This window comes from Pseudomonas sp. B21128 (assembly GCF_044218865.1).
GTDB lineage: Bacteria > Pseudomonadota > Gammaproteobacteria > Pseudomonadales > Pseudomonadaceae > Aquipseudomonas > Aquipseudomonas iridis.
Genome location: NZ_CP162591.1, coordinates 50,475 through 68,255 on the forward strand (window position 1 = coordinate 50,475; position 17,781 = coordinate 68,255).

Genomic DNA, 17,781 nt, shown 5'->3' on the forward strand with positions numbered 1-17,781 from the left:
CGTGCATAACACATTTCGCTCTCCATTGAGGTTGCGCCGTCACTTTTCTTGCTTAGTGGACTAGACGGCAGAGATTGCTCCTCCGACAATTCTCTGGGCTCTGGGCTCTGGGCTCTCTGGGCTCTCTGGGCTCTCTGGGCTCTCTGGGCTCTCTGGGCTCTCTGGGCTCTCTGGGTCGACTTGGCTTTTGGCCAAGTCGACCCAGACCTCCCCGACGCCACATTCTCGAATGGCAGAGAGATCCTGAGGCTCGGTCAGCAGGAAGCTGCCGCGCCAGAATGGGTGTCGAACCCAAGAGCCGGCGAGCTTGTGGATGTACATGCCGAGACGAAGCTCGGATACGGGAATGCGTTTTACCAACTTATTTTCCTTTCTGAGTTGGGTGGTTAGGCGTGCGCCGAGGCTGGCACCCAGCGGTAGAGCGGAGGTAAGGTCACGCCAAGATTCTTGGATCAGCCGGAACCGCCGAAATTTCCGTCAGCCGATCAACATGGCTTTGTCTCGCGCTCGGTCGATGCGTTCCTGCATCGCCTGCATGACTTCTTCGTGGGTGTACGACTTGGCGTTGGGGTCGTCGGCCTCTCGGAGAGCTTCCTCGACCTCGCGGGTCATCCGCGCATATTCTTCCGGCCACAGCGCTTGCTCCATGCGCAGCGACGCCTGCCCAAGCAGGTGCAGCAGGCCGAACAGCCGCATGTCATTGGTGGCGACGACGTGCTCTCGAATCCGCTCCTGGATCACCTCGCAGGCCCGATGCGCCTCTGGCGTCGCCGTGCCCTCGTAGCCGGCTGGGAGTTCTGCTTCTTCAGCGATTCGCGCCCAAGCGATAGCCAGCGCCTCGATGGTGGACAGGTTCATTTGCTCATCCACTTGCGCAGCAGACGCTTTTTCAGGGAGGCGCGCTCTTGCGGATTGCGTCCCTTGTGGTTGGCAATGCGATCCGCCGTGGCGGCCTGGCGCTTGATGGGCCAGTAGGAGCGGCCATCCTTACCCATCGACCAGACGTTGCTGACCTGGTTTTCCAGTAGAGGCAGATGGGCGCATAGAGCTTCCGGCGACGCGCTGGCCAGCGCGGTGCGCTCGTGGGTTCGCCAGCGCTGATGCCAGAGTTTCTTGTCCTCGCGCTCGCTACGGCAGGTCGTGTGCCCAACGATGGGCGTTTTGCGGCGGCTGCGGCTCATGATGTGGTTGTCTCCAAGAACATTCAGGACAGGCTTTCTGGGTAGAGCGCCGTCAACCGGGACAGGGTTTCTTGCACTTGTTCCAGCGAGGTCATCAGATGATCAACCTGATCCTGAAGATCCACGGCGAGATCAAATAGCTCAGCCACTCGGCTGCGTGATCCCTCGTTGAACGCGGCCATTGCCAGTTGATGCAGCTTCAACAGGTCGGTGCGCAGTTGCGGAGGTGCGCCGTCTGCGCTGTCATTCAAATCGCCGCGCAGCACGTCCACGGCATCGACTGCACGCAGCAGTGCCGTGGTATCGAAATTCTCGGGAGTCAGTTCGTCCCATTCGTCGTCGGTGATGCGGGCTGCCATCAGGAGAGCTCCGATTAAGCGGTTGCGAGCGTTAGATGCCCGATCGGCTCGGCTGCTGGCCGTACCTTGATTTCGATGTCGTAGCCGAGGCGATTCAGACAATCCATCAGCTTGCGTTCGGATAGATTGGTGAAGTCGCCGCGCATCATGCCCGACACCTTCGGTTGCGGGATGCCCATGCGTTTGGCCGCCGCTTGTTGAGTCAGCCCAAGGGCGCGCATGGCCCTCCTGATCTCGACCACCAGGCCGGTCTTGATCTTGAGCTTTTCAGCGTCAGGCAGTCCAAGGTCGGCAAAGACGTTGCCCGAGCTGCGCTGAACCTCGACGCCTTCAATGATTCGTTTTTGCATTTCGTAGCTCCTGTGCCAATACCTCGGCCACCTTCAGCCGAGCGCGGATGATGTCCATGTCGGCCTTTGGCGTGGCGATTCCGCTCTTGCTCTTCTTCTGGAAGCAGTGCAGGACGAACACCGCTTCCGCAAACTTGACCGTGTATACCGCTCGATAGGTGCCGCCGGCATCGTCTTCGACGACCTCCAGCACGCCGGCACCACCGAACCCCTTGAGCACCTTTGCTGCGTCATCCTGATCGCCTATCTGCGCCAACGAGAGCGCGTAACCGAAACGGCGACGCACGTCGGACGGCAACGCCATCAAATCCTTGTGGCTGCTCGCGATCCATTCGAGCGGTTTTTCTTTGTTTGTCATGACGGAATTTTATACCTGTTCAGGTAATGATGTAAACGCGGCAACCTCAAGGAGGTGTCGTAAAACATTTGTTTTGCGACAGGCTGTCAGCCGCCGCTGTGCTACCTGTGCAACACCCCCTCAAAAATGTACGGAAAACTCTATCGCTATTCACTATTATGCGGAAACCTGTTTTTGATGGTTATCCGCCTATGTTGGTTGGCTACATGCGCGTGTCGTCGGACTCCGACCGCCAGAGCACGGACTTGCAGCGCGACGCGCTGCTCGCCGCCGGCGTCGATCCGCGTCACCTGTTTGAGGATCGTGCCTCTGGCGCGAAGGATGACCGTGCCGGCTTGGCGCGGGCGCTTGAGTTCGTTCGAGCCGGCGATGTGCTGGTGGTGTGGAAACTCGACCGGCTCGGTCGCTCGCTGTCGCACCTGCTCGCCATTGTGACTTCGCTCAAGGACAAGCGGGTGGCGTTCCGCTCGCTGACAGAGAACCTGGACACTACGACGCCCTCGGGCGAATTCCTGTTCCAGGTGTTCGGTGCGCTCGCGCAGTACGAGCGCGCCTTGATTCAGGAGCGCGTCGTCGCGGGCTTGGCCGCCGCACGCAAACGCGGCCGGATCGGCGGCCGGCCGCAGGCGATCACTGGTGAGAAGCTGGACGCCATCGTCGCCGCGCTCGATGGCGGTATGTCTAAGGCGGCGGTGTGCCGCAACTTCAATGTCAAGCGCACTACGTTGATCGAAACATTGACGCGAGCAGGTTGGCGTGGTGCGGGAAGGACGGTCGATGAGCAACAAGAATAAGCTACTCACCGTCTTTTCTGACGCAGAGCAGGAAGCCTTGTACGGCCTACCGGACTTCGACGATGCTCAGCGGCTGGAATACCTGGCGTTGACCGAATCTGAACTGGCGTTCGCCAGCAGCCGGCCTAGCCTGCAGGCCCAAGTCTATTGCGTCTTGCAGATCGGCTACTTCAAGGCCAAGCATGCTTTCTTCCGCTTCGATTGGCATGAGGTCGAGGACGATTGCGCCTTCGTGCTGAGTCGCTATTTCCACGGCGAAGCGTTCGAACGCAAGGCGATCACCAAGCATGAGCACTACAGCCAGAGGGGTCAGATCGCCGAACTGTTCGGCTACCGGTCGTGGGCGGCTAGCTTCCTGCCGCAACTGGCACAGCAGGCTGAACAGATCGTGCGGCGCGACGTAATGCCAGGATTCGTGGCCGCCGAACTGATCGTTTGGCTCAGCGAGCACAAAATCATCCGGCCCGGCCACACCACCTTACAAGAGCTGGTCAGTGAAGCCCTGTCCACCGAACGCAGGCGCTTGGGCGGCTTGCTGGCAGAAGTGTTGGACGAATCGGCCAAAGCTGCGCTGGGCCAGCTCCTGGTGCGTGACGACACCCTGTCTCAACTGGCAGCGCTCAAGCAGGACGCTAAAGATTTCGGCTGGCGTCAGATGGCAGGGGAGCGCGAGAAGCGCGCCACGCTGAAGTCCTTGCACGGGATCGCCAAGGCGCTGCTGCCCAAGCTCGGCATCTCGCAGCAGAACCTGCTGTACTACGCGAGCCTGGCGAACTTCTATACCGTCCATGACCTGCGCCACCTGAAGGCGGAGCAGACCCGGCTCTACCTGCTGTGCTATGCCTGGGTACGTTACCGGCAGCTCACCGACAACCTGGTCGACGCGATGGCCTTCCACATGAAAAAACTTGAGGACGAGAGCCGCACGGGTGCGAAACAGTCCTTTGTCGCCGAACAGCTGCGACGCCATCAGGAAACGCCGCAGGTTGGCCGCCTGCTGTCGCTGTACGTGGACGACAGCGTGGCCGATCCGACGCCGTTCGGCGAGGTGCGCCAACGCGCCTACAAAATCATGTCCAGGGAATTGCTGCAAAACACGGCGCAGCGCATGAGCGTCAAGCCACTGAACAAACTGGCGCTGCACTGGCAGGCGGTGGACGGCCTGGCCGAACGCATTCGACGCCATCTACGGCCGCTGTACGTCGCGCTCGACTTCGCCGGCACGGCCCCCGATAACCCATGGCTCGCGGCGCTGACTTGGGCCAAGAGCGTGTTCGCCAAGCAGCAGCGCCTATCACAACGGCCACTCGACGAATGTCCGGCGGCAACGCTGCCGAAACGCTTGCGTCCGTACCTGCTGATGTTCGATGCCGAAGGCACGCCGACAGGCCTGCATGCCGATCGTTACGAATTCTGGCTTTACCGTCAGGTCAGGAAACGCTTCCAGGCGGGCGAGCTCTACATTGACGACAGCTTGCAGCACCGGCATTTGTCCGACGAGTTGGTTTCGATGGACGAGAAAGCCGCCGTGCTCGCGCAGATGGACATCCCCTTCCTGCGGCAGCCGGTCAGTGCCCAGCTCGATGCACTGGCGGCCGAGTTGCGTGCGCAATGGGTGGCGTTCAATCGCGAGCTGAAACAGGGCAAGCTGACGCACCTGGAATACGACAAGGACACGCAGAGACTGACCTGGCGCAAGCCCAAGGGGGAGAACCAGAAGGCGCGCGAGCAAGCTCTCTACGAGCAACTGCCATACTGCGATGTCGCCGACGTGTTTCGCTTCGTCAACGGCCAGTGCCAGTTCCTGTCGGCGCTGACACCATTGCAGCCACGCTATGCGAAGAAGGTAGCCGACGCCGACAGTCTGATGGCGGTGATCATTGCCCAAGCCATGAACCACGGCAACCAGGTTATGGCACGTACCAGCGACATCCCGTACCACGTCCTGGAGAGTACCTACCAGCAGTACCTGCGCCAGGCGACGCTACATGTGGCCAACGATTGCATCAGCAACGCCATCGCCGCACTGCCGATCTTCCCGCATTACTCGTTCGACCTCGATTCGTTGTACGGTGCCGTTGATGGGCAGAAATTCGGCGTCGAGCGACCAACTGTGAAGGCGCGCTACTCGCGCAAATATTTCGGCCGCGGCAAGGGCGTCGTCGCCTACACGCTGCTGTGCAATCACGTGCCGTTGAACGGCTACCTGATAGGCGCACACGAGTACGAGGCTCACCACGTGTTCGACATCTGGTACCGCAACACGTCGGACATCGTGCCGAGCGCGATCACCGGCGACATGCACAGCATCAACAAGGCCAACTTCGCCATCCTGCACTGGTTCGGACTTCGTTTCGAGCCGCGCTTCACCGACCTCGACGACCAGTTGCAGGAGCTGTATTGCGCCGATGATCTGGCATTGTACGAGAAATGCCTGATCCGGCCGGCTGGCCAGATCGACCGGCAACTCATCGTCGGTGAGAAGGCGAACATCGACCGAATCGTCGCCACACTGGGCCTGAAGGAAATGACGCAGGGCACGCTGATCCGCAAGCTGTGCACCTATACGGCGCCGAACCCGACGCGGCGCGCAATCTTCGAGTTCGACAAGCTCATCCGCAGTATCTACACACTGCGCTACCTGCGCGACCCGCAACTGGAGCGTAATGTTCACCGCTCGCAGAACCGCATTGAGTCCTATCACCAGCTACGCTCGACCATCGCCCAAGTCGGTGGGAAGAAGGAATTGACCGGCCGCACCGACATCGAAATCGAGATCAGCAACCAGTGCGCCAGGCTGATCGGCAACGCGATCATCTTCTACAACTCGGCGATCCTGTCCCTGCTGCTGACGAAGTACGAGGCAGCTGGCAATGCCAAGGCGCTGGCGTTGATCACGCAGATGTCGCCAGCGGCCTGGCGGCACATCCTGCTGAACGGGCATTACACCTTCCAGACTGACGGCAAGTTCATCGACCTGGATGCGCTCGTGGCGGGACTGGAGCTGGGCTGACGGAAATTTCTGGGATTCCGGCGTACAACCCCTATATGCTTGCAACGCCAGGAATGGATAGAAGCCTGACCTATGTAGGCATGACCCGCCACCGCGAAGAAGCGACCTTGTTTGCCGGTGCAGATGACTTTGCAGACAAGCGAGCGGGCCGACTGGTTGAGCATGGTGCAGCACCTTATGAGAACCAGCCAGGCAACCGTCAAAGCTACTTTGCAACACTTGAAAACGACAAGGGCGAGAAGCGCACTATTTGGGGCGTGGACTTGCAGCGAGCGATTGAAGATAGCGGCGCGAAGCGTGGCGAACGTATCAGCCTGGAGCATGGCGGTAGCCAGACCGTAACGCTACCGGACGGACAGCTGGCCGAGCGTAACACCTGGAAAGTTAAATCAGCGAACGAGCTGGCCGCTGGCAACCTGGTAAAAGTTCTAGGCCGCGAACGACCCAAAGAGAGCACATTAGACTTTGCCGACAGGCGCGGTTTTGATGGTGAAAATGTACTGCAACGCTGGCTGAACCGTGGCCGCACCAAGGCGGCAGAAATCGCCGGTAAGGTGCGGGATGCCCTGGGCATATCTACAAAAGACATTGCCGGAAAACCGCAGCCCGTTATTGAGCCAAAGGAGCAGCCACAGCAGCAGCCGAAGCAGGTGCAGCCAGTGCAGCAGCCAGAGGACGAAAAGGCCAAGCGAGCGCAGGAGATTGCCGAGAAGTTCCGGGCGAAAGTTGCACAAGAGCGCGGCGAGCAGCAGGCGCAAAAAGTGGAGCAGCCGCAGGCCGACAATTTGGCCGGATTCCGTGCCAGCGTAGAGCGAGCCGAGGCAGCCGGTGGCGGCCTTGCACTCGATGTAGCACAGGCACAGCTGGCAGTCGCCAAAGAGTACCAGGCAGCCGGTAAAGACCCGAAACACCACATTGCCGCTATCTTGCAGGAAGGCCAGACGAAAGCCTTTAGCAGCCTGCAATCAGGTAGCGAAGCTAAGGCCGAGCCGGTGCGCGGTGAAGTTGTCCAGGTCAGTGAGAAAGACCGCAAGCTGGCCGAGGCAAACGCCAAGATGGAAATTAACAAATTCAAAGGGCTGGCCGTCAGGCGACAAGGTGGGTTTGCTGGATATAGCGACCGTAACCCAAGCGCCTGGCTGGCAGTACCGGAAGAAATGCGCGGGCGGATTGAGCAGTACAACGCCCTACCGAAAGAGCGCCAAGCGGCTGCCCTGGAGAAGATGCACCGCGAACTTGTTGACAGGTACACACGCGACCCGAAAGCAGCACACCGCGACCGCAACCAGGGCAGAGAACGTAGCGGCTTTAGCCGCTAGGTTTAACACCAGGAGAATGAGCAATGACAGTTGAACCGACCAACGAAGAATTAGCCAAAAGCTATACAAACAAAATCGAGCAGGCACAGGAGCGCAGGCAAGAGAAGAACCAGGAGCGATTAGAGCGACACGGAGAGGCTGCGGCAATTGCAGCGCAAGACCCAGGCTTTAGCAATTTTTCCAGCCAGACTGTTGAGATTGACGGGATAACCAGCCAGCAATCAAAGAGCCTTGCTAAAGAGCTGAACAGTGACAACGAAAAAGGCGACAGCGTAAAGCAGGCAAAGGCGATGGAAATGGCAAAGCGTTTTAGAGAGAAGGCGGCACAAGACCGGCAGCAATCGCGGGTTTTTAGCCGCTAAAAAAAGCGGTGCAAAGGCAGGCGGCAACCTGCCCTTGCACCTAACCACAAAGAACCTGACATAGAGGTTAATCATGGCTACTCATAATGATAAAGGCCAGCGGGCTGCTGGTATATCGAAATACTGCATTACATTCGGCTTATCGCTGGCTGTACTCGCATGGTCTGGCTACATGCTCGACTATGCGTATCAGCAACATAGCGAGCTTTTAAGTGCCGGAGCGCACACCGGGACAAGCCTAGAGCGGCTAGGACTACTTGACCAGGAGGGCGCAAAGCATGAGCAGCGTTAATACCTGGCGACGTGTCGCCCTAGCAAGCTATATCACAGCAGGCACGGCATTAACCCCACTCTATTGTAAACAAGACATTTTTATCTTTTATATTCAATGGCTTATTTTCCTGCTAATTGGTAATACCATGAAAAATACCATGCTCAGAAAAGGCTTAACAATATTTTGAAAAATTGCCTACTGAGCGCTGCCGCACAGCTCCATAGGCCGCTTTCCTGGCTTTGCTTCCAGATGTATGCTCTTCTGCTCCTGCAGCTAATGGATCACCGCAAACAGGTTACTCGCCTGGGGATTCCCTTTCGACCCGAGCATCCGTATGAGACTCATGCTCGATTATTATTATTATAGAAGCCCCCATGAATAAATCGCTCATCATTTTCGGCATCGTCAACATAACCTCGGACAGTTTCTCCGATGGAGGCCGGTATCTGGCGCCAGACGCAGCCATTGCGCAGGCGCGTAAGCTGATGGCCGAGGGGGCAGATGTGATCGACCTCGGTCCGGCATCCAGCAATCCCGACGCCGCGCCTGTTTCGTCCGACACAGAAATCGCGCGTATCGCGCCGGTGCTGGACGCGCTCAAGGCAGATGGCATTCCCGTCTCGCTCGACAGTTATCAACCCGCGACGCAAGCCTATGCCTTGTCGCGTGGTGTGGCCTATCTCAATGATATTCGCGGTTTTCCAGACGCTGCGTTCTATCCGCAATTGGCGAAATCATCTGCCAAACTCGTCGTTATGCATTCGGTGCAAGACGGGCAGGCAGATCGGCGCGAGGCACCCGCTGGCGACATCATGGATCACATTGCGGCGTTCTTTGACGCGCGCATCGCGGCGCTGACGGGTGCCGGTATCAAACGCAACCGCCTTGTCCTTGATCCCGGCATGGGGTTTTTTCTGGGGGCTGCTCCCGAAACCTCGCTCTCGGTGCTGGCGCGGTTCGATGAATTGCGGCTGCGCTTCGATTTGCCGGTGCTTCTGTCTGTTTCGCGCAAATCCTTTCTGCGCGCGCTCACAGGCCGTGGTCCGGGGGATGTCGGGGCCGCGACACTCGCTGCAGAGCTTGCCGCCGCCGCAGGTGGAGCTGACTTCATCCGCACACACGAGCCGCGCCCCTTGCGCGACGGGCTGGCGGTATTGGCGGCGCTGAAAGAAACCGCAAGAATTCGTTAACTGCACATTCGGGATATTTCTCTATATTCGCGGTTCAGCAGGCATGTCCCCTTTGAGGGCGACCCGACGACAGGATAATCGACCTTATGGTGCGCAAATATTTCGGCACAGACGGTATTCGTGGCAAAGCCAACGAAGGCGCGATGACGGCGGAAACCGCCTTGCGCGTCGGCATGGCGGCTGGCCGTGTCTTTCGTCGCGGTGACCACCGCCATCGTGTCGTGATCGGCAAGGATACGCGCCTGTCGGGCTATATGCTTGAACCCGCGCTCACAGCCGGTTTCACCTCGATGGGCATGGACGTATTCCTTTTTGGCCCGCTGCCGACAACGTATAGGAAGAATAAACGCCCTTTTCACCCAAGTCCAACAGCTTTGGACCGCAGTTGACTCTTTCGACACCCCTGCGATGCAACCCAATCCGGCTGACGGGGAGCCAGCAACGCTGAAAATTTACCCTCCTCTTTCCCACTAGCGGCTCCTTTTCCGACAACCAGCACGGCGGATCCCTGCCGCGGCGCTGTGAACGCAGCATTTTGATTGGTATCGTTGGCCTTCAGGCTCGTCAGTCAAACAGACCCAGGAGCAGCTCAGCCGGTGGCGCCCGGCTTTCGGGTAACGCCCTGGTCCCGCTGGTTTCGGCTTTGTGCTTCAGGTGATCAAGGATCTGCTTGATCACTATAGGGTCTTCAATGCAGGCGATGACTTTCATGGCGCCGCCGCAGCCGCTGCAGGTCTCGATGTCGATATTGAAAACACGCTTGAGCCGTTGCGCCCATGTCATCGACGCTCGCCGTTGTGCTGGTGTTGCCGGTTCATCAGCCACCCTGACCTTGTTGCCCCTGCCCCGTTTTGCCGGCGTGACCAACGCCCGGTGCCGACTGTTGGGTGCGAACACCCCGTGGAAGCGGGTTAGGTTGACTCTGGGCTTCGGTACCAGGGCGGCCAGCCTTGCAATGAAATCCAATGGTTCGAAAATGACGTGCGTGGTGCCGTCCCGGTACGGCGTCTTGAGCTGGTAGCGCACGTTGCCGCCTCGTGTTAACGACAGCCGCTTCTCGGATACCGCCGGGCGGCTGATGTACCGGCACAGCCGTTCGAGCTTCTTGCGTTCATCGGCCCTGGCCGCCACGCCGGCGTGCAGGCTGGACCCGGCTACCTTGCCAATCCCGTCACCGAACGGATCACCACTGGTCGGCAGAGTTTGCAAAGTGAACACCTTTCGCCCCGCCTGTGAACCGACAGCGATACGGTAAGTGATCGAGTGCCCCAGCAGGGGTGTCATCGGGTCGTCATCCACCGCATCCGAGGCCAGATAGCTGTTTTCGACATCCCGTTCCAGCAGGCCTTGCCGTTCCAGATAGCGACCCACCCGGTGGGCGATGGTGTGCGTCAGCTGGGTGAGCTCTGGGCTGGTCGGCGCCTTGACCCAGCGGAAACGCGCTGAGCCGTGGGATTGCTCGACATACACACCGTCGAGAAACAGCATGTGGAAGTGAACATTCAGATTGAGCGCCGATCCAAAACGCTGGATCAGGGTGACCGCGCCCGTCTTGGCCACTTGGTGGGTATGGCCCGCTTTCTTGACCAGGTGCGTGGCAATGACGCGGTAAACGATGCCCAGCACCCACCCCATGATCTCGGGCCGGCTGGCAAACAGGAAACGCAGCTGAAACGGGAAGCTCAACACCCACTGACGCATGGGTTGTTCAGGCAGTACTTCATCAACCAGCAAGGCGGCACTTTCGGCCATCCGCCGCGCCCCACAGCTCGGGCAGAAACCGCGACGCTTACAGCTGAAAGCGACCAGGTGCTCGGCGTGGCAAGACTCGCAGCGAACCCGTAGAAAGCCATGCTCCAGCCGCCCGCATTGGAGAAATTCTTCAAATTCCCGTTGCACATAGCCCGGCAATTCCTTTCCCTGCTCTGCCATAAGCGCAGCGAATGCCGGGTAATACTCGTCAACGATCTGATAGAGAAGGGTTTGCTCGGGTCGGTGGCTCTGGTAACGACCAGTATCCCGATCCCGGCTGGCCGTCCTGGCCGCCACATGAGGCATGTTCCGCGTCCTTGCAATACTGTGTTTACATACAGTCTATCGCTTAGCGGAAAGTTCTTTTACCCTCAGCCGAAATGCCTGCCGTTGCTAGACATTGCCAGCCAGTGCCCGTCACTCCGCGGTCTTCACTGCGTGATCGAGTTGATCGACACCCGCCGTGACACGCTCCATGAAGTGCCTGCCTGCGTCTGTTAGCCGAACGCCCCGCGCATGGCGCTCAAATAGCAGGACACCAAGGTTATCCTCCAGCGCTTTCACACGCGCGCTGACGCTCGACTGGCTGATACCAAGTGCCTTGGCCGCATGCCGAAAATTCAGATGCTCGGCGACGGCGATGAACTGAACAAGGGAAATGAGCGGTATCCTGCCAGACAGGATACCGACATTCACGAGGTTTCGATGGTTAGTGCGCCGCATCGGAGCGGGCCTGCTACCAGTCGTCGGTTAGACGACTGGCGACTTCTCGGTGGCAGCCCCACGGAGCCGAAGGAGCACCAGCCCCAACGAAACCAGTACCGCCATCGCCGTGGCGTAACAGATCACGGGCCACGCTGTGTCACCGTTTAAAAGTGCCACCGCCAATGTCCCGACAATGCTGACTATCAGGCTTTGAACGCAGAAGTAGAACGCGACCGCTGATCCCGCGATGTCGTCGAACTCTGCCAAAGCGCCGTTCGCGGTAACGGACACCGTGAAGACAATACCGACCGCGACAACCCACATCGGTAGGATGAAGGTGAGGAATGACGGCGAGCCGTAAAGTTCGCCGATCCCCAACAGGACCGCTCCGCAAACAAGCAACGCCATCCCACGCGCCACGCATCCTGCGATGCCCCATCTGGCGACAAAGGACTTCGCGAAACGGGTTGTCACGATCATTACAAGCCCGACAGTGGCGAAGGCAAAGCTGAATCCGATCTCGGAATATTCCGCTTGGCCTATGAGCACACGGGGAGCCGTCGAGAAGAAGACGAAGAAGGTGCCCATACCGGCGCTAAAGCCGACAGTGTAAACCCAAAAAGCCGGACTCGCGAAGATCGGCAAGACAGATCGGCGCGTCTTGACTTGATCCAGAGGGCGGGTTTCGTGCCACCTGAAACCCGCATTTAGGAGTGCGAGCATCGCCAGTATAGCCAAAGTAATGAATATCGCCTGCCATCCCAAGAACTCGCCGATCAATGCTCCGGCGATAGGGCCGAGCGCAGGCACGAACGCCAGCATCGAACTGAAAAGGCCGTAGATGACGACACCCTCAGGACGGTTGGCATAAACGTCGCGAACCGTCGCGAACGTCGCCACCAGCATGGCCGACGCGCCCACTGCTTGAAGTAGACGGAAAGCGACAAAGGCCGGTGCAGTTGAAGACCAAGCTGCTCCCAGAGACGCAATGACGAAAGCCGTTGCGCCCGCAAGTAGAATTGGCCGTCGCCCGATTCTGTCTGAGAGCGGACCAAAAATCACCTGGCCCACGCCGAGCATCACCATATAGAGGCTCAACGTGAGTTGGATCATAGCGGGCGTCGTGTTCAGGATGCCGGGCATCGCTGGAACGACAGGGAGATAAATATCCATCGCCAGTGAAGCGAGGATGTCGAAAGGAGCCATCAGCAGCAGTGCTGCCGGCAGCGTATAGGCCCACGCGGGGCGTGTGGTGGTCATGACGAATCAACCCTCGATTAAGGAATACCGGGCGACGTCTGCTCGTCAGCAATCAGATGAGACTAGCCTTACAGAGCGCCGCAACAACAATACTGGTTGTTGCGGCTTACTTGTCTGCTGACTTGGAATTTCCCATCTGATTACTCCACGCTTACGAATATGAATTGCTACATTTTATCCGATTATCTTTTGCTTCGCAATGCGGCATGGGCGCACTCAGCGTTCCAGCCCCCTCTGCCGCCCTAACTGCCACGACACCGACCCGCCCTGCACGATGCCCATAACCTCGCGGCCGAGTTGGCGGTCGATGATCGGCCGCCACGGGACAAGGGTGAACTCATGGGATTTCTCGACCACGGCGAACTTGCCGCTCGATAGATGCACGGTTCCGGTAAACTTGCCGCTGACGCTCTCGCCGTCCGTGGCGGCGCGGAACGGCAGGCCCTTACTCAAAGCCATATCCGATCCGACGCCGGCTACCTCGCGCTCCCGCAGGATGGCGAGAAGGTTGCGCCGGTAGAAGACGCGGCTGTCCCGGCTGCGGGTGGCGTCGCCCTGTTCGATATGGTGCTCGCGGCGCTGGTCCATGGCTTCGCGGACTTGTTGCCCGAAGCCGGTTGGCGCAAGGTCGGCCGTCTCGCCGTGGATCAGCCGCCGGTCCAGCCAGGTCGCGCCGTCCGATCCGATCTGTTTGTTCAGATCGACCGGGGAAAGGACGCGAACGCTGGCCTGACTGTCTCGGCCGGCGTCATGGGCGGCGGCACGGCTGACCAGATCATCGGGGATGCGCCATTGGTCGGCGTCGATCCGCTCGACGATACCGGCCCGGCGTAGCGCCTCCAGCCGGCGCACATGGGCATCGACATAGCCCTCATAGTCGCCGCCTGGAACGCGGCACGTATAGGAAGAATAAACGCCCTTTTCACCCAAGTCCAACAGCTTTGGACCGCAGTTGACTCTTTCGACACCCCTGCGATGCAACCCAATCCGGCTGACGGGGAGCCAGCAACGCTGAAAATTTACCCTCCTCTTTCCCACTAGCGGCTCCTTTTCCGACAACCAGCACGGCGGATCCCTGCCGCGGCGCTGTGAACGCAGCATTTTGATTGGTATCGTTGGCCTTCAGGCTCGTCAGTCAAACAGACCCAGGAGCAGCTCAGCCGGTGGCGACCGGCTTTCGGGTAACGCCCTGGTCCCGCTGGTTTCGGCTTTGTGCTTCAGGTGATCAAGGATCTGCTTGATCACTATAGGGTCTTCAATGCAGGCGATGACTTTCATGGCGCCGCCGCAGCCGCTGCAGGTCTCGATGTCGATATTGAAAACACGCTTGAGCCGTTGCGCCCATGTCATCGACGCTCGCCGTTGTGCTGGTGTTGCCGGTTCATCAGCCACCCTGACCTTGTTGCCCCTGCCCCGTTTTGCCGGCGTGACCAACGCCCGGTGCCGACTGTTGGGTGCGAACACCCCGTGGAAGCGGGTTAGGTTGACTCTGGGCTTCGGTACCAGGGCGGCCAGCCTTGCAATGAAATCCAATGGTTCGAAAATGACGTGCGTGGTGCCGTCCCGGTACGGCGTCTTGAGCTGGTAGCGCACGTTGCCGCCTCGTGTTAACGACAGCCGCTTCTCGGATACCGCCGGGCGGCTGATGTACCGGCACAGCCGTTCGAGCTTCTTGCGTTCATCGGCCCTGGCCGCCACGCCGGCGTGCAGGCTGGACCCGGCTACCTTGCCAATCCCGTCACCGAACGGATCACCACTGGTCGGCAGAGTTTGCAAAGTGAACACCTTTCGCCCCGCCTGTGAACCGACAGCGATACGGTAAGTGATCGAGTGCCCCAGCAGGGGTGTCATCGGGTCGTCATCCACCGCATCCGAGGCCAGATAGCTGTTTTCGACATCCCGTTCCAGCAGGCCTTGCCGTTCCAGATAGCGACCCACCCGGTGGGCGATGGTGTGCGTCAGCTGGGTGAGCTCTGGGCTGGTCGGCGCCTTGACCCAGCGGAAACGCGCTGAGCCGTGGGATTGCTCGACATACACACCGTCGAGAAACAGCATGTGGAAGTGAACATTCAGATTGAGCGCCGATCCAAAACGCTGGATCAGGGTGACCGCGCCCGTCTTGGCCACTTGGTGGGTATGGCCCGCTTTCTTGACCAGGTGCGTGGCAATGACGCGGTAAACGATGCCCAGCACCCACCCCATGATCTCGGGCCGGCTGGCAAACAGGAAACGCAGCTGAAACGGGAAGCTCAACACCCACTGACGCATGGGTTGTTCAGGCAGTACTTCATCAACCAGCAAGGCGGCACTTTCGGCCATCCGCCGCGCCCCACAGCTCGGGCAGAAACCGCGACGCTTACAGCTGAAAGCGACCAGGTGCTCGGCGTGGCAAGACTCGCAGCGAACCCGTAGAAAGCCATGCTCCAGCCGCCCGCATTGGAGAAATTCTTCAAATTCCCGTTGCACATAGCCCGGCAATTCCTTTCCCTGCTCTGCCATAAGCGCAGCGAATGCCGGGTAATACTCGTCAACGATCTGATAGAGAAGGGTTTGCTCGGGTCGGTGGCTCTGGTAACGACCAGTATCCCGATCCCGGCTGGCCGTCCTGGCCGCCACATGAGGCATGTTCCGCGTCCTTGCAATACTGTGTTTACATACAGTCTATCGCTTAGCGGAAAGTTCTTTTACCCTCAGCCGAAATGCCTGCCGTTGCTAGACATTGCCAGCCAGTGCCCGTCACTCCCACTCAAATGTTAATAGGCCGCCTCTATGAAGGGGGCTGTTTTCGGGGTCGATTTCCAGGGGTTCATTGACACTTGAGGGGCGGGCTATGCCTTCCCTCTTGGCGTCCAATCCGCCCCTTGGGGCGTCAAATCAAGTCCGCTTTGTTCGGGCTGGGGTTGAAGTTGAAGCTGGGAATCTCCCCCGGCTTATGGCTGGCTGATGGTACTGGTTTGGGTGTCGCTGGGGTGGCTTTCTTGGGGGCCGGTTGGGAGGATGCCGGCGGTCTTGCGGTGGCCTTTTCAGGCTCGCCTGGCGACCGAATCAGACTGTTCACATAGCTGATAAAAGCATCATATCCGAAGCTGATTTTCCCTTCATCGTGCAGCGTTTTCCAGATGGCTTTTACCGGCCAGCCATCGGTCAAAGCCTCTTTTATGTCGTCGCGCTGGGCCAGGAAAGCCGCCCGATTCTGTCCTGAACGGGTGGGCTTTTGGGTCTGCATTTGCGCTGCAATGCGCTCTGTAAGCCGTTTAGTCATGCCGATTCTACCGCCTTTTATATGTCGATTTATCCGCGATTTAATGCCGATTCTATCGCTATTAAAGCGATTGTAAGGCGACTAAAGCCAGATTGCACGCCTTATGCGTGGAATCGGCTTGTGTTTGTCGATAAAACGGGTTATAGCCGGTAAATGGTAGTGATGTTAAAGTGGTGGTGAAGCGGGCAGGATGTGTGAAGTAGGCCCACCATGCAAGCATGGTGTTCCTCTTCACTTCCCCTTATTCGCACCTGCGGCGCTCAACGGGAATCCTGCCCTGCGGGGCCATCGGCGGACGCCGGAATAAGAGAACCAGGAGGACGCCAAAGATGGAGGCGACAGAGCAGAAGGTAACGAGAAAAAGCAGCACGCCGATCAAGGTGTATTGCCTGCCGGAAGAGCGGGCCGCCATTGAGGCCAACGCACAAGCGGCTGGCTTGAGTACGTCTGCTTTTTTGCTGGCCGTGGGGCAGGGTTACGCCGTCCAGGGCGTGACCGATTACGAGAACGTGCGCGAGCTGGTGCGGGTCAATGGCGACCTGGGCCGCCTCGGTGGTCTGCTGAAATTGTGGCTGACCGACGATGCCCGAACGGCCCGGTTCAGCGCTGAAACTGTCTTGGGCCTGCTGGCCCGGATTGAGGCCAACCAGGACGAAATGAGCCGATTGATGGAATCTATTGTGCGACCCAGGGCAGCATCATGATTGCCAAGCATGTTGCCATGCGTTCCCTGGGCAAATCAGACTTTGCCGACCTGGCTAAATACATCACCGACGCACAGAGCAAAGACCACCGGCTGGGCCATGTTCAGGTCACGAATTGCGAGGCGCATTCAGTGCGCGATGCCATCACCGAAGTGCTGGCCACCCAGCACATGAACACCAGGGCCAAGGGCGATAAGACCTATCACCTGATTGTCAGTTTTCGCGCCGGCGAGAATCCCGATGCCGACACCTTGAAGGCGATAGAGGAACGGATTTGCCAAGGGCTAGGGTTTGGTGAGCATCAGCGTATCAGCGCCGTGCATAACGACACCGACAACCTGCACATCCACATTGCCATCAACAAGATTCACCCGACCAGGCACACGATGCACGAACCGTACTATCCGCACCTGGCGCTGGCCGACTTGTGCGAGACGCTGGAACGGGACTATGGCCTGGAGGCAGACAATCACCGGCCGCAGCAGCGCGGGGCGGCATCGAGGGCCGCCGACATGGAGCGCCATGCCGGCGTGGAAAGTCTGGTGGGCTGGATCAAGCGCGAATGCCTGGACGACATTAAAGCCGCGCAGTCCTGGACGGAGCTGCACCAGGTCATGCGTGATAACGGCCTGGAGATTACGCCAAGGGGTAACGGGTTGGTGATCCGGGCCGATGACGGCACGATGGTCAAGCCCAGCACCCTGTCCCGCGATCTGTCCAAGCCTGCCCTGGAAAAGCGGCTGGGAGCCTTTGAGGCGTCACCGGATCAGCAGGAGAAGCCGCCCAGGCGGCAGTATCAAAAGAAGCCGGTACGGTCACGCGCTGACACCACCGAGCTTTATGCCAGGTACAAAGTTTTTTATCGCCAACTTATCAATGATAAATAAAAGTCACATCT

The 17,781-nt window shown here is 59.0% G+C and carries 19 protein-coding genes and 2 pseudogenes; 9 read left to right on the forward strand and 12 right to left on the reverse strand.

The window, feature by feature from the left end; all coding sequences use genetic code 11:
- Positions 1-60: 60 nt before the first annotated feature.
- The 6 genes from AB4P91_RS27540 to AB4P91_RS27565 form a co-directional block, all read right to left on the reverse strand.
- Positions 61-321 (reverse strand): DUF3391 domain-containing protein, encoded by a 261-nt coding sequence (locus AB4P91_RS27540; protein ID WP_395593118.1) that lies wholly within the window; start codon positions 319-321, stop codon positions 61-63.
- A 156-nt stretch (positions 322-477) separates the two neighbouring features.
- Positions 478-858: a hypothetical protein gene (locus tag AB4P91_RS27545; protein WP_001054412.1), complete on the reverse strand. Its 381-nt coding sequence runs from the start codon at positions 856-858 to the stop codon at positions 478-480.
- A complete protein-coding gene (locus AB4P91_RS27550; protein WP_000091614.1) occupies positions 855-1,181 on the reverse strand; it encodes a hypothetical protein in 327 nt (108 codons plus the stop codon). The genes AB4P91_RS27545 and AB4P91_RS27550 overlap by 4 nt, the downstream gene beginning before the upstream one ends.
- 23 nt (positions 1,182-1,204) lie before the next feature.
- Positions 1,205-1,540, reverse strand: a complete 336-nt coding sequence (locus tag AB4P91_RS27555; RefSeq protein ID WP_000741275.1) for a hypothetical protein — start codon at positions 1,538-1,540, stop codon at positions 1,205-1,207.
- A 14-nt stretch (positions 1,541-1,554) separates the two neighbouring features.
- Positions 1,555-1,890 carry a helix-turn-helix domain-containing protein gene (locus tag AB4P91_RS27560; protein ID WP_001172026.1) on the reverse strand — a complete coding sequence of 112 codons (336 nt, stop codon included), beginning with the start codon at positions 1,888-1,890 and terminating at the stop codon, positions 1,555-1,557.
- Positions 1,871-2,248: a type II toxin-antitoxin system RelE/ParE family toxin gene (locus AB4P91_RS27565; RefSeq protein ID WP_003151133.1), complete on the reverse strand. Its 378-nt coding sequence runs from the start codon at positions 2,246-2,248 to the stop codon at positions 1,871-1,873. The genes AB4P91_RS27560 and AB4P91_RS27565 overlap by 20 nt, the downstream gene beginning before the upstream one ends.
- 191 nt (positions 2,249-2,439) lie before the next feature.
- Here AB4P91_RS27565 and AB4P91_RS27570 point away from each other — a divergent pair, with 191 nt between their 5' ends.
- From AB4P91_RS27570 to glmM, 7 genes and pseudogenes are all read left to right on the forward strand, one after another.
- Positions 2,440-3,042: a recombinase family protein gene (locus tag AB4P91_RS27570; protein WP_010465829.1), complete on the forward strand. Its 603-nt coding sequence runs from the start codon at positions 2,440-2,442 to the stop codon at positions 3,040-3,042.
- Complete coding sequence (locus tag AB4P91_RS27575) at positions 3,026-6,055, forward strand: Tn3 family transposase (RefSeq protein WP_010799689.1); 3,030 nt, start codon at positions 3,026-3,028, stop codon at positions 6,053-6,055. The genes AB4P91_RS27570 and AB4P91_RS27575 overlap by 17 nt, the downstream gene beginning before the upstream one ends.
- Before the next feature lie 35 nt (positions 6,056-6,090).
- Positions 6,091-7,374, forward strand: a complete 1,284-nt coding sequence (locus AB4P91_RS27580; protein WP_395593829.1) for a hypothetical protein — start codon at positions 6,091-6,093, stop codon at positions 7,372-7,374.
- A gap of 23 nt (positions 7,375-7,397) precedes the next feature.
- Positions 7,398-7,736 (forward strand): hypothetical protein, encoded by a 339-nt coding sequence (locus tag AB4P91_RS27585; RefSeq protein WP_036425703.1) that lies wholly within the window; start codon positions 7,398-7,400, stop codon positions 7,734-7,736.
- A 278-nt stretch (positions 7,737-8,014) separates the two neighbouring features.
- Complete coding sequence (locus AB4P91_RS27590) at positions 8,015-8,197, forward strand: hypothetical protein (protein ID WP_036423142.1); 183 nt, start codon at positions 8,015-8,017, stop codon at positions 8,195-8,197.
- A gap of 187 nt (positions 8,198-8,384) precedes the next feature.
- The gene (sul2, locus tag AB4P91_RS27595; protein ID WP_001043260.1) at positions 8,385-9,200 is read left to right on the forward strand and encodes a sulfonamide-resistant dihydropteroate synthase Sul2; all 816 of its coding nucleotides are present in this window, start codon (positions 8,385-8,387) and stop codon (positions 9,198-9,200) included.
- 86 nt (positions 9,201-9,286) lie between these two features.
- Positions 9,287-9,529, forward strand: a pseudogene (gene glmM / locus AB4P91_RS27600) (phosphoglucosamine mutase); the annotation flags it as partial.
- Between the two features lie 235 nt (positions 9,530-9,764).
- Here the strand turns inward: glmM and AB4P91_RS27605 are convergent.
- From AB4P91_RS27605 to AB4P91_RS27630, 6 genes are all read right to left on the reverse strand, one after another.
- Complete coding sequence (locus AB4P91_RS27605; RefSeq protein WP_001120888.1) at positions 9,765-11,258, reverse strand: IS91-like element ISVsa3 family transposase; 1,494 nt, start codon at positions 11,256-11,258, stop codon at positions 9,765-9,767.
- Between the two features lie 111 nt (positions 11,259-11,369).
- Positions 11,370-11,675 (reverse strand): LysR family transcriptional regulator, encoded by a 306-nt coding sequence (locus AB4P91_RS27610; protein WP_001255015.1) that lies wholly within the window; start codon positions 11,673-11,675, stop codon positions 11,370-11,372.
- 27 nt (positions 11,676-11,702) lie between these two features.
- Complete coding sequence (gene floR, locus AB4P91_RS27615; protein ID WP_066679304.1) at positions 11,703-12,917, reverse strand: chloramphenicol/florfenicol efflux MFS transporter FloR; 1,215 nt, start codon at positions 12,915-12,917, stop codon at positions 11,703-11,705.
- 216 nt (positions 12,918-13,133) lie between these two features.
- The gene (locus AB4P91_RS27620) at positions 13,134-14,018 is read right to left on the reverse strand and encodes a DUF3363 domain-containing protein (RefSeq protein WP_001447541.1); all 885 of its coding nucleotides are present in this window, start codon (positions 14,016-14,018) and stop codon (positions 13,134-13,136) included.
- A 30-nt stretch (positions 14,019-14,048) separates the two neighbouring features.
- The gene (locus AB4P91_RS27625) at positions 14,049-15,542 is read right to left on the reverse strand and encodes an IS91-like element ISVsa3 family transposase (RefSeq protein WP_395605014.1); all 1,494 of its coding nucleotides are present in this window, start codon (positions 15,540-15,542) and stop codon (positions 14,049-14,051) included.
- 244 nt (positions 15,543-15,786) lie between these two features.
- Entirely contained in the window at positions 15,787-16,179 is a 393-nt protein-coding gene (locus tag AB4P91_RS27630) for a TraK family protein (protein WP_052928019.1), read from the reverse strand.
- Positions 16,180-16,508: 329 nt separating this feature from the next.
- Here AB4P91_RS27630 and traJ point away from each other — a divergent pair, with 329 nt between their 5' ends.
- Both traJ and traI read left to right on the forward strand, forming a co-directional pair.
- Positions 16,509-16,883: a conjugal transfer transcriptional regulator TraJ gene (gene traJ / locus AB4P91_RS27635; RefSeq protein ID WP_033472343.1), complete on the forward strand. Its 375-nt coding sequence runs from the start codon at positions 16,509-16,511 to the stop codon at positions 16,881-16,883.
- Positions 16,880-17,755, forward strand: a pseudogene (gene traI, locus AB4P91_RS27640) (TraI/MobA(P) family conjugative relaxase); the annotation flags it as partial. The gene traJ and the pseudogene traI, both read left to right, overlap by 4 nt.
- Between the last annotated feature and the right edge of the window lie 26 nt (positions 17,756-17,781).

Excerpts from the sequence above, each read along its gene's own strand:
- AB4P91_RS27540 (WP_395593118.1), bottom strand. The coding sequence starts at position 321 with ATGTACATCCACAAGCTCGCCGGCTCTTGGGTTCGACACCCATTCTGG.
- AB4P91_RS27545 (WP_001054412.1), bottom strand. The coding sequence starts at position 858 with ATGAACCTGTCCACCATCGAGGCGCTGGCTATCGCTTGGGCGCGAATC.
- AB4P91_RS27550 (WP_000091614.1), bottom strand. The coding sequence starts at position 1,181 with ATGAGCCGCAGCCGCCGCAAAACGCCCATCGTTGGGCACACGACCTGC.
- AB4P91_RS27555 (WP_000741275.1), bottom strand. The coding sequence starts at position 1,540 with ATGGCAGCCCGCATCACCGACGACGAATGGGACGAACTGACTCCCGAG.
- AB4P91_RS27560 (WP_001172026.1), bottom strand. The coding sequence starts at position 1,890 with ATGCAAAAACGAATCATTGAAGGCGTCGAGGTTCAGCGCAGCTCGGGC.
- AB4P91_RS27565 (WP_003151133.1), bottom strand. The coding sequence starts at position 2,248 with ATGACAAACAAAGAAAAACCGCTCGAATGGATCGCGAGCAGCCACAAG.
- AB4P91_RS27570 (WP_010465829.1), top strand. The coding sequence starts at position 2,440 with ATGTTGGTTGGCTACATGCGCGTGTCGTCGGACTCCGACCGCCAGAGC.
- AB4P91_RS27575 (WP_010799689.1), top strand. The coding sequence starts at position 3,026 with ATGAGCAACAAGAATAAGCTACTCACCGTCTTTTCTGACGCAGAGCAG.
- AB4P91_RS27580 (WP_395593829.1), top strand. The coding sequence starts at position 6,091 with ATGCTTGCAACGCCAGGAATGGATAGAAGCCTGACCTATGTAGGCATG.
- AB4P91_RS27585 (WP_036425703.1), top strand. The coding sequence starts at position 7,398 with ATGACAGTTGAACCGACCAACGAAGAATTAGCCAAAAGCTATACAAAC.
- AB4P91_RS27590 (WP_036423142.1), top strand. The coding sequence starts at position 8,015 with ATGAGCAGCGTTAATACCTGGCGACGTGTCGCCCTAGCAAGCTATATC.
- sul2 (WP_001043260.1), top strand. The coding sequence starts at position 8,385 with ATGAATAAATCGCTCATCATTTTCGGCATCGTCAACATAACCTCGGAC.
- AB4P91_RS27605 (WP_001120888.1), bottom strand. The coding sequence starts at position 11,258 with ATGCCTCATGTGGCGGCCAGGACGGCCAGCCGGGATCGGGATACTGGT.
- AB4P91_RS27610 (WP_001255015.1), bottom strand. The coding sequence starts at position 11,675 with ATGCGGCGCACTAACCATCGAAACCTCGTGAATGTCGGTATCCTGTCT.
- floR (WP_066679304.1), bottom strand. The coding sequence starts at position 12,917 with ATGACCACCACACGCCCCGCGTGGGCCTATACGCTGCCGGCAGCACTG.
- AB4P91_RS27620 (WP_001447541.1), bottom strand. The coding sequence starts at position 14,018 with ATGCTGCGTTCACAGCGCCGCGGCAGGGATCCGCCGTGCTGGTTGTCG.
- AB4P91_RS27625 (WP_395605014.1), bottom strand. The coding sequence starts at position 15,542 with ATGCCTCATGTGGCGGCCAGGACGGCCAGCCGGGATCGGGATACTGGT.
- AB4P91_RS27630 (WP_052928019.1), bottom strand. The coding sequence starts at position 16,179 with ATGACTAAACGGCTTACAGAGCGCATTGCAGCGCAAATGCAGACCCAA.
- traJ (WP_033472343.1), top strand. The coding sequence starts at position 16,509 with ATGGAGGCGACAGAGCAGAAGGTAACGAGAAAAAGCAGCACGCCGATC.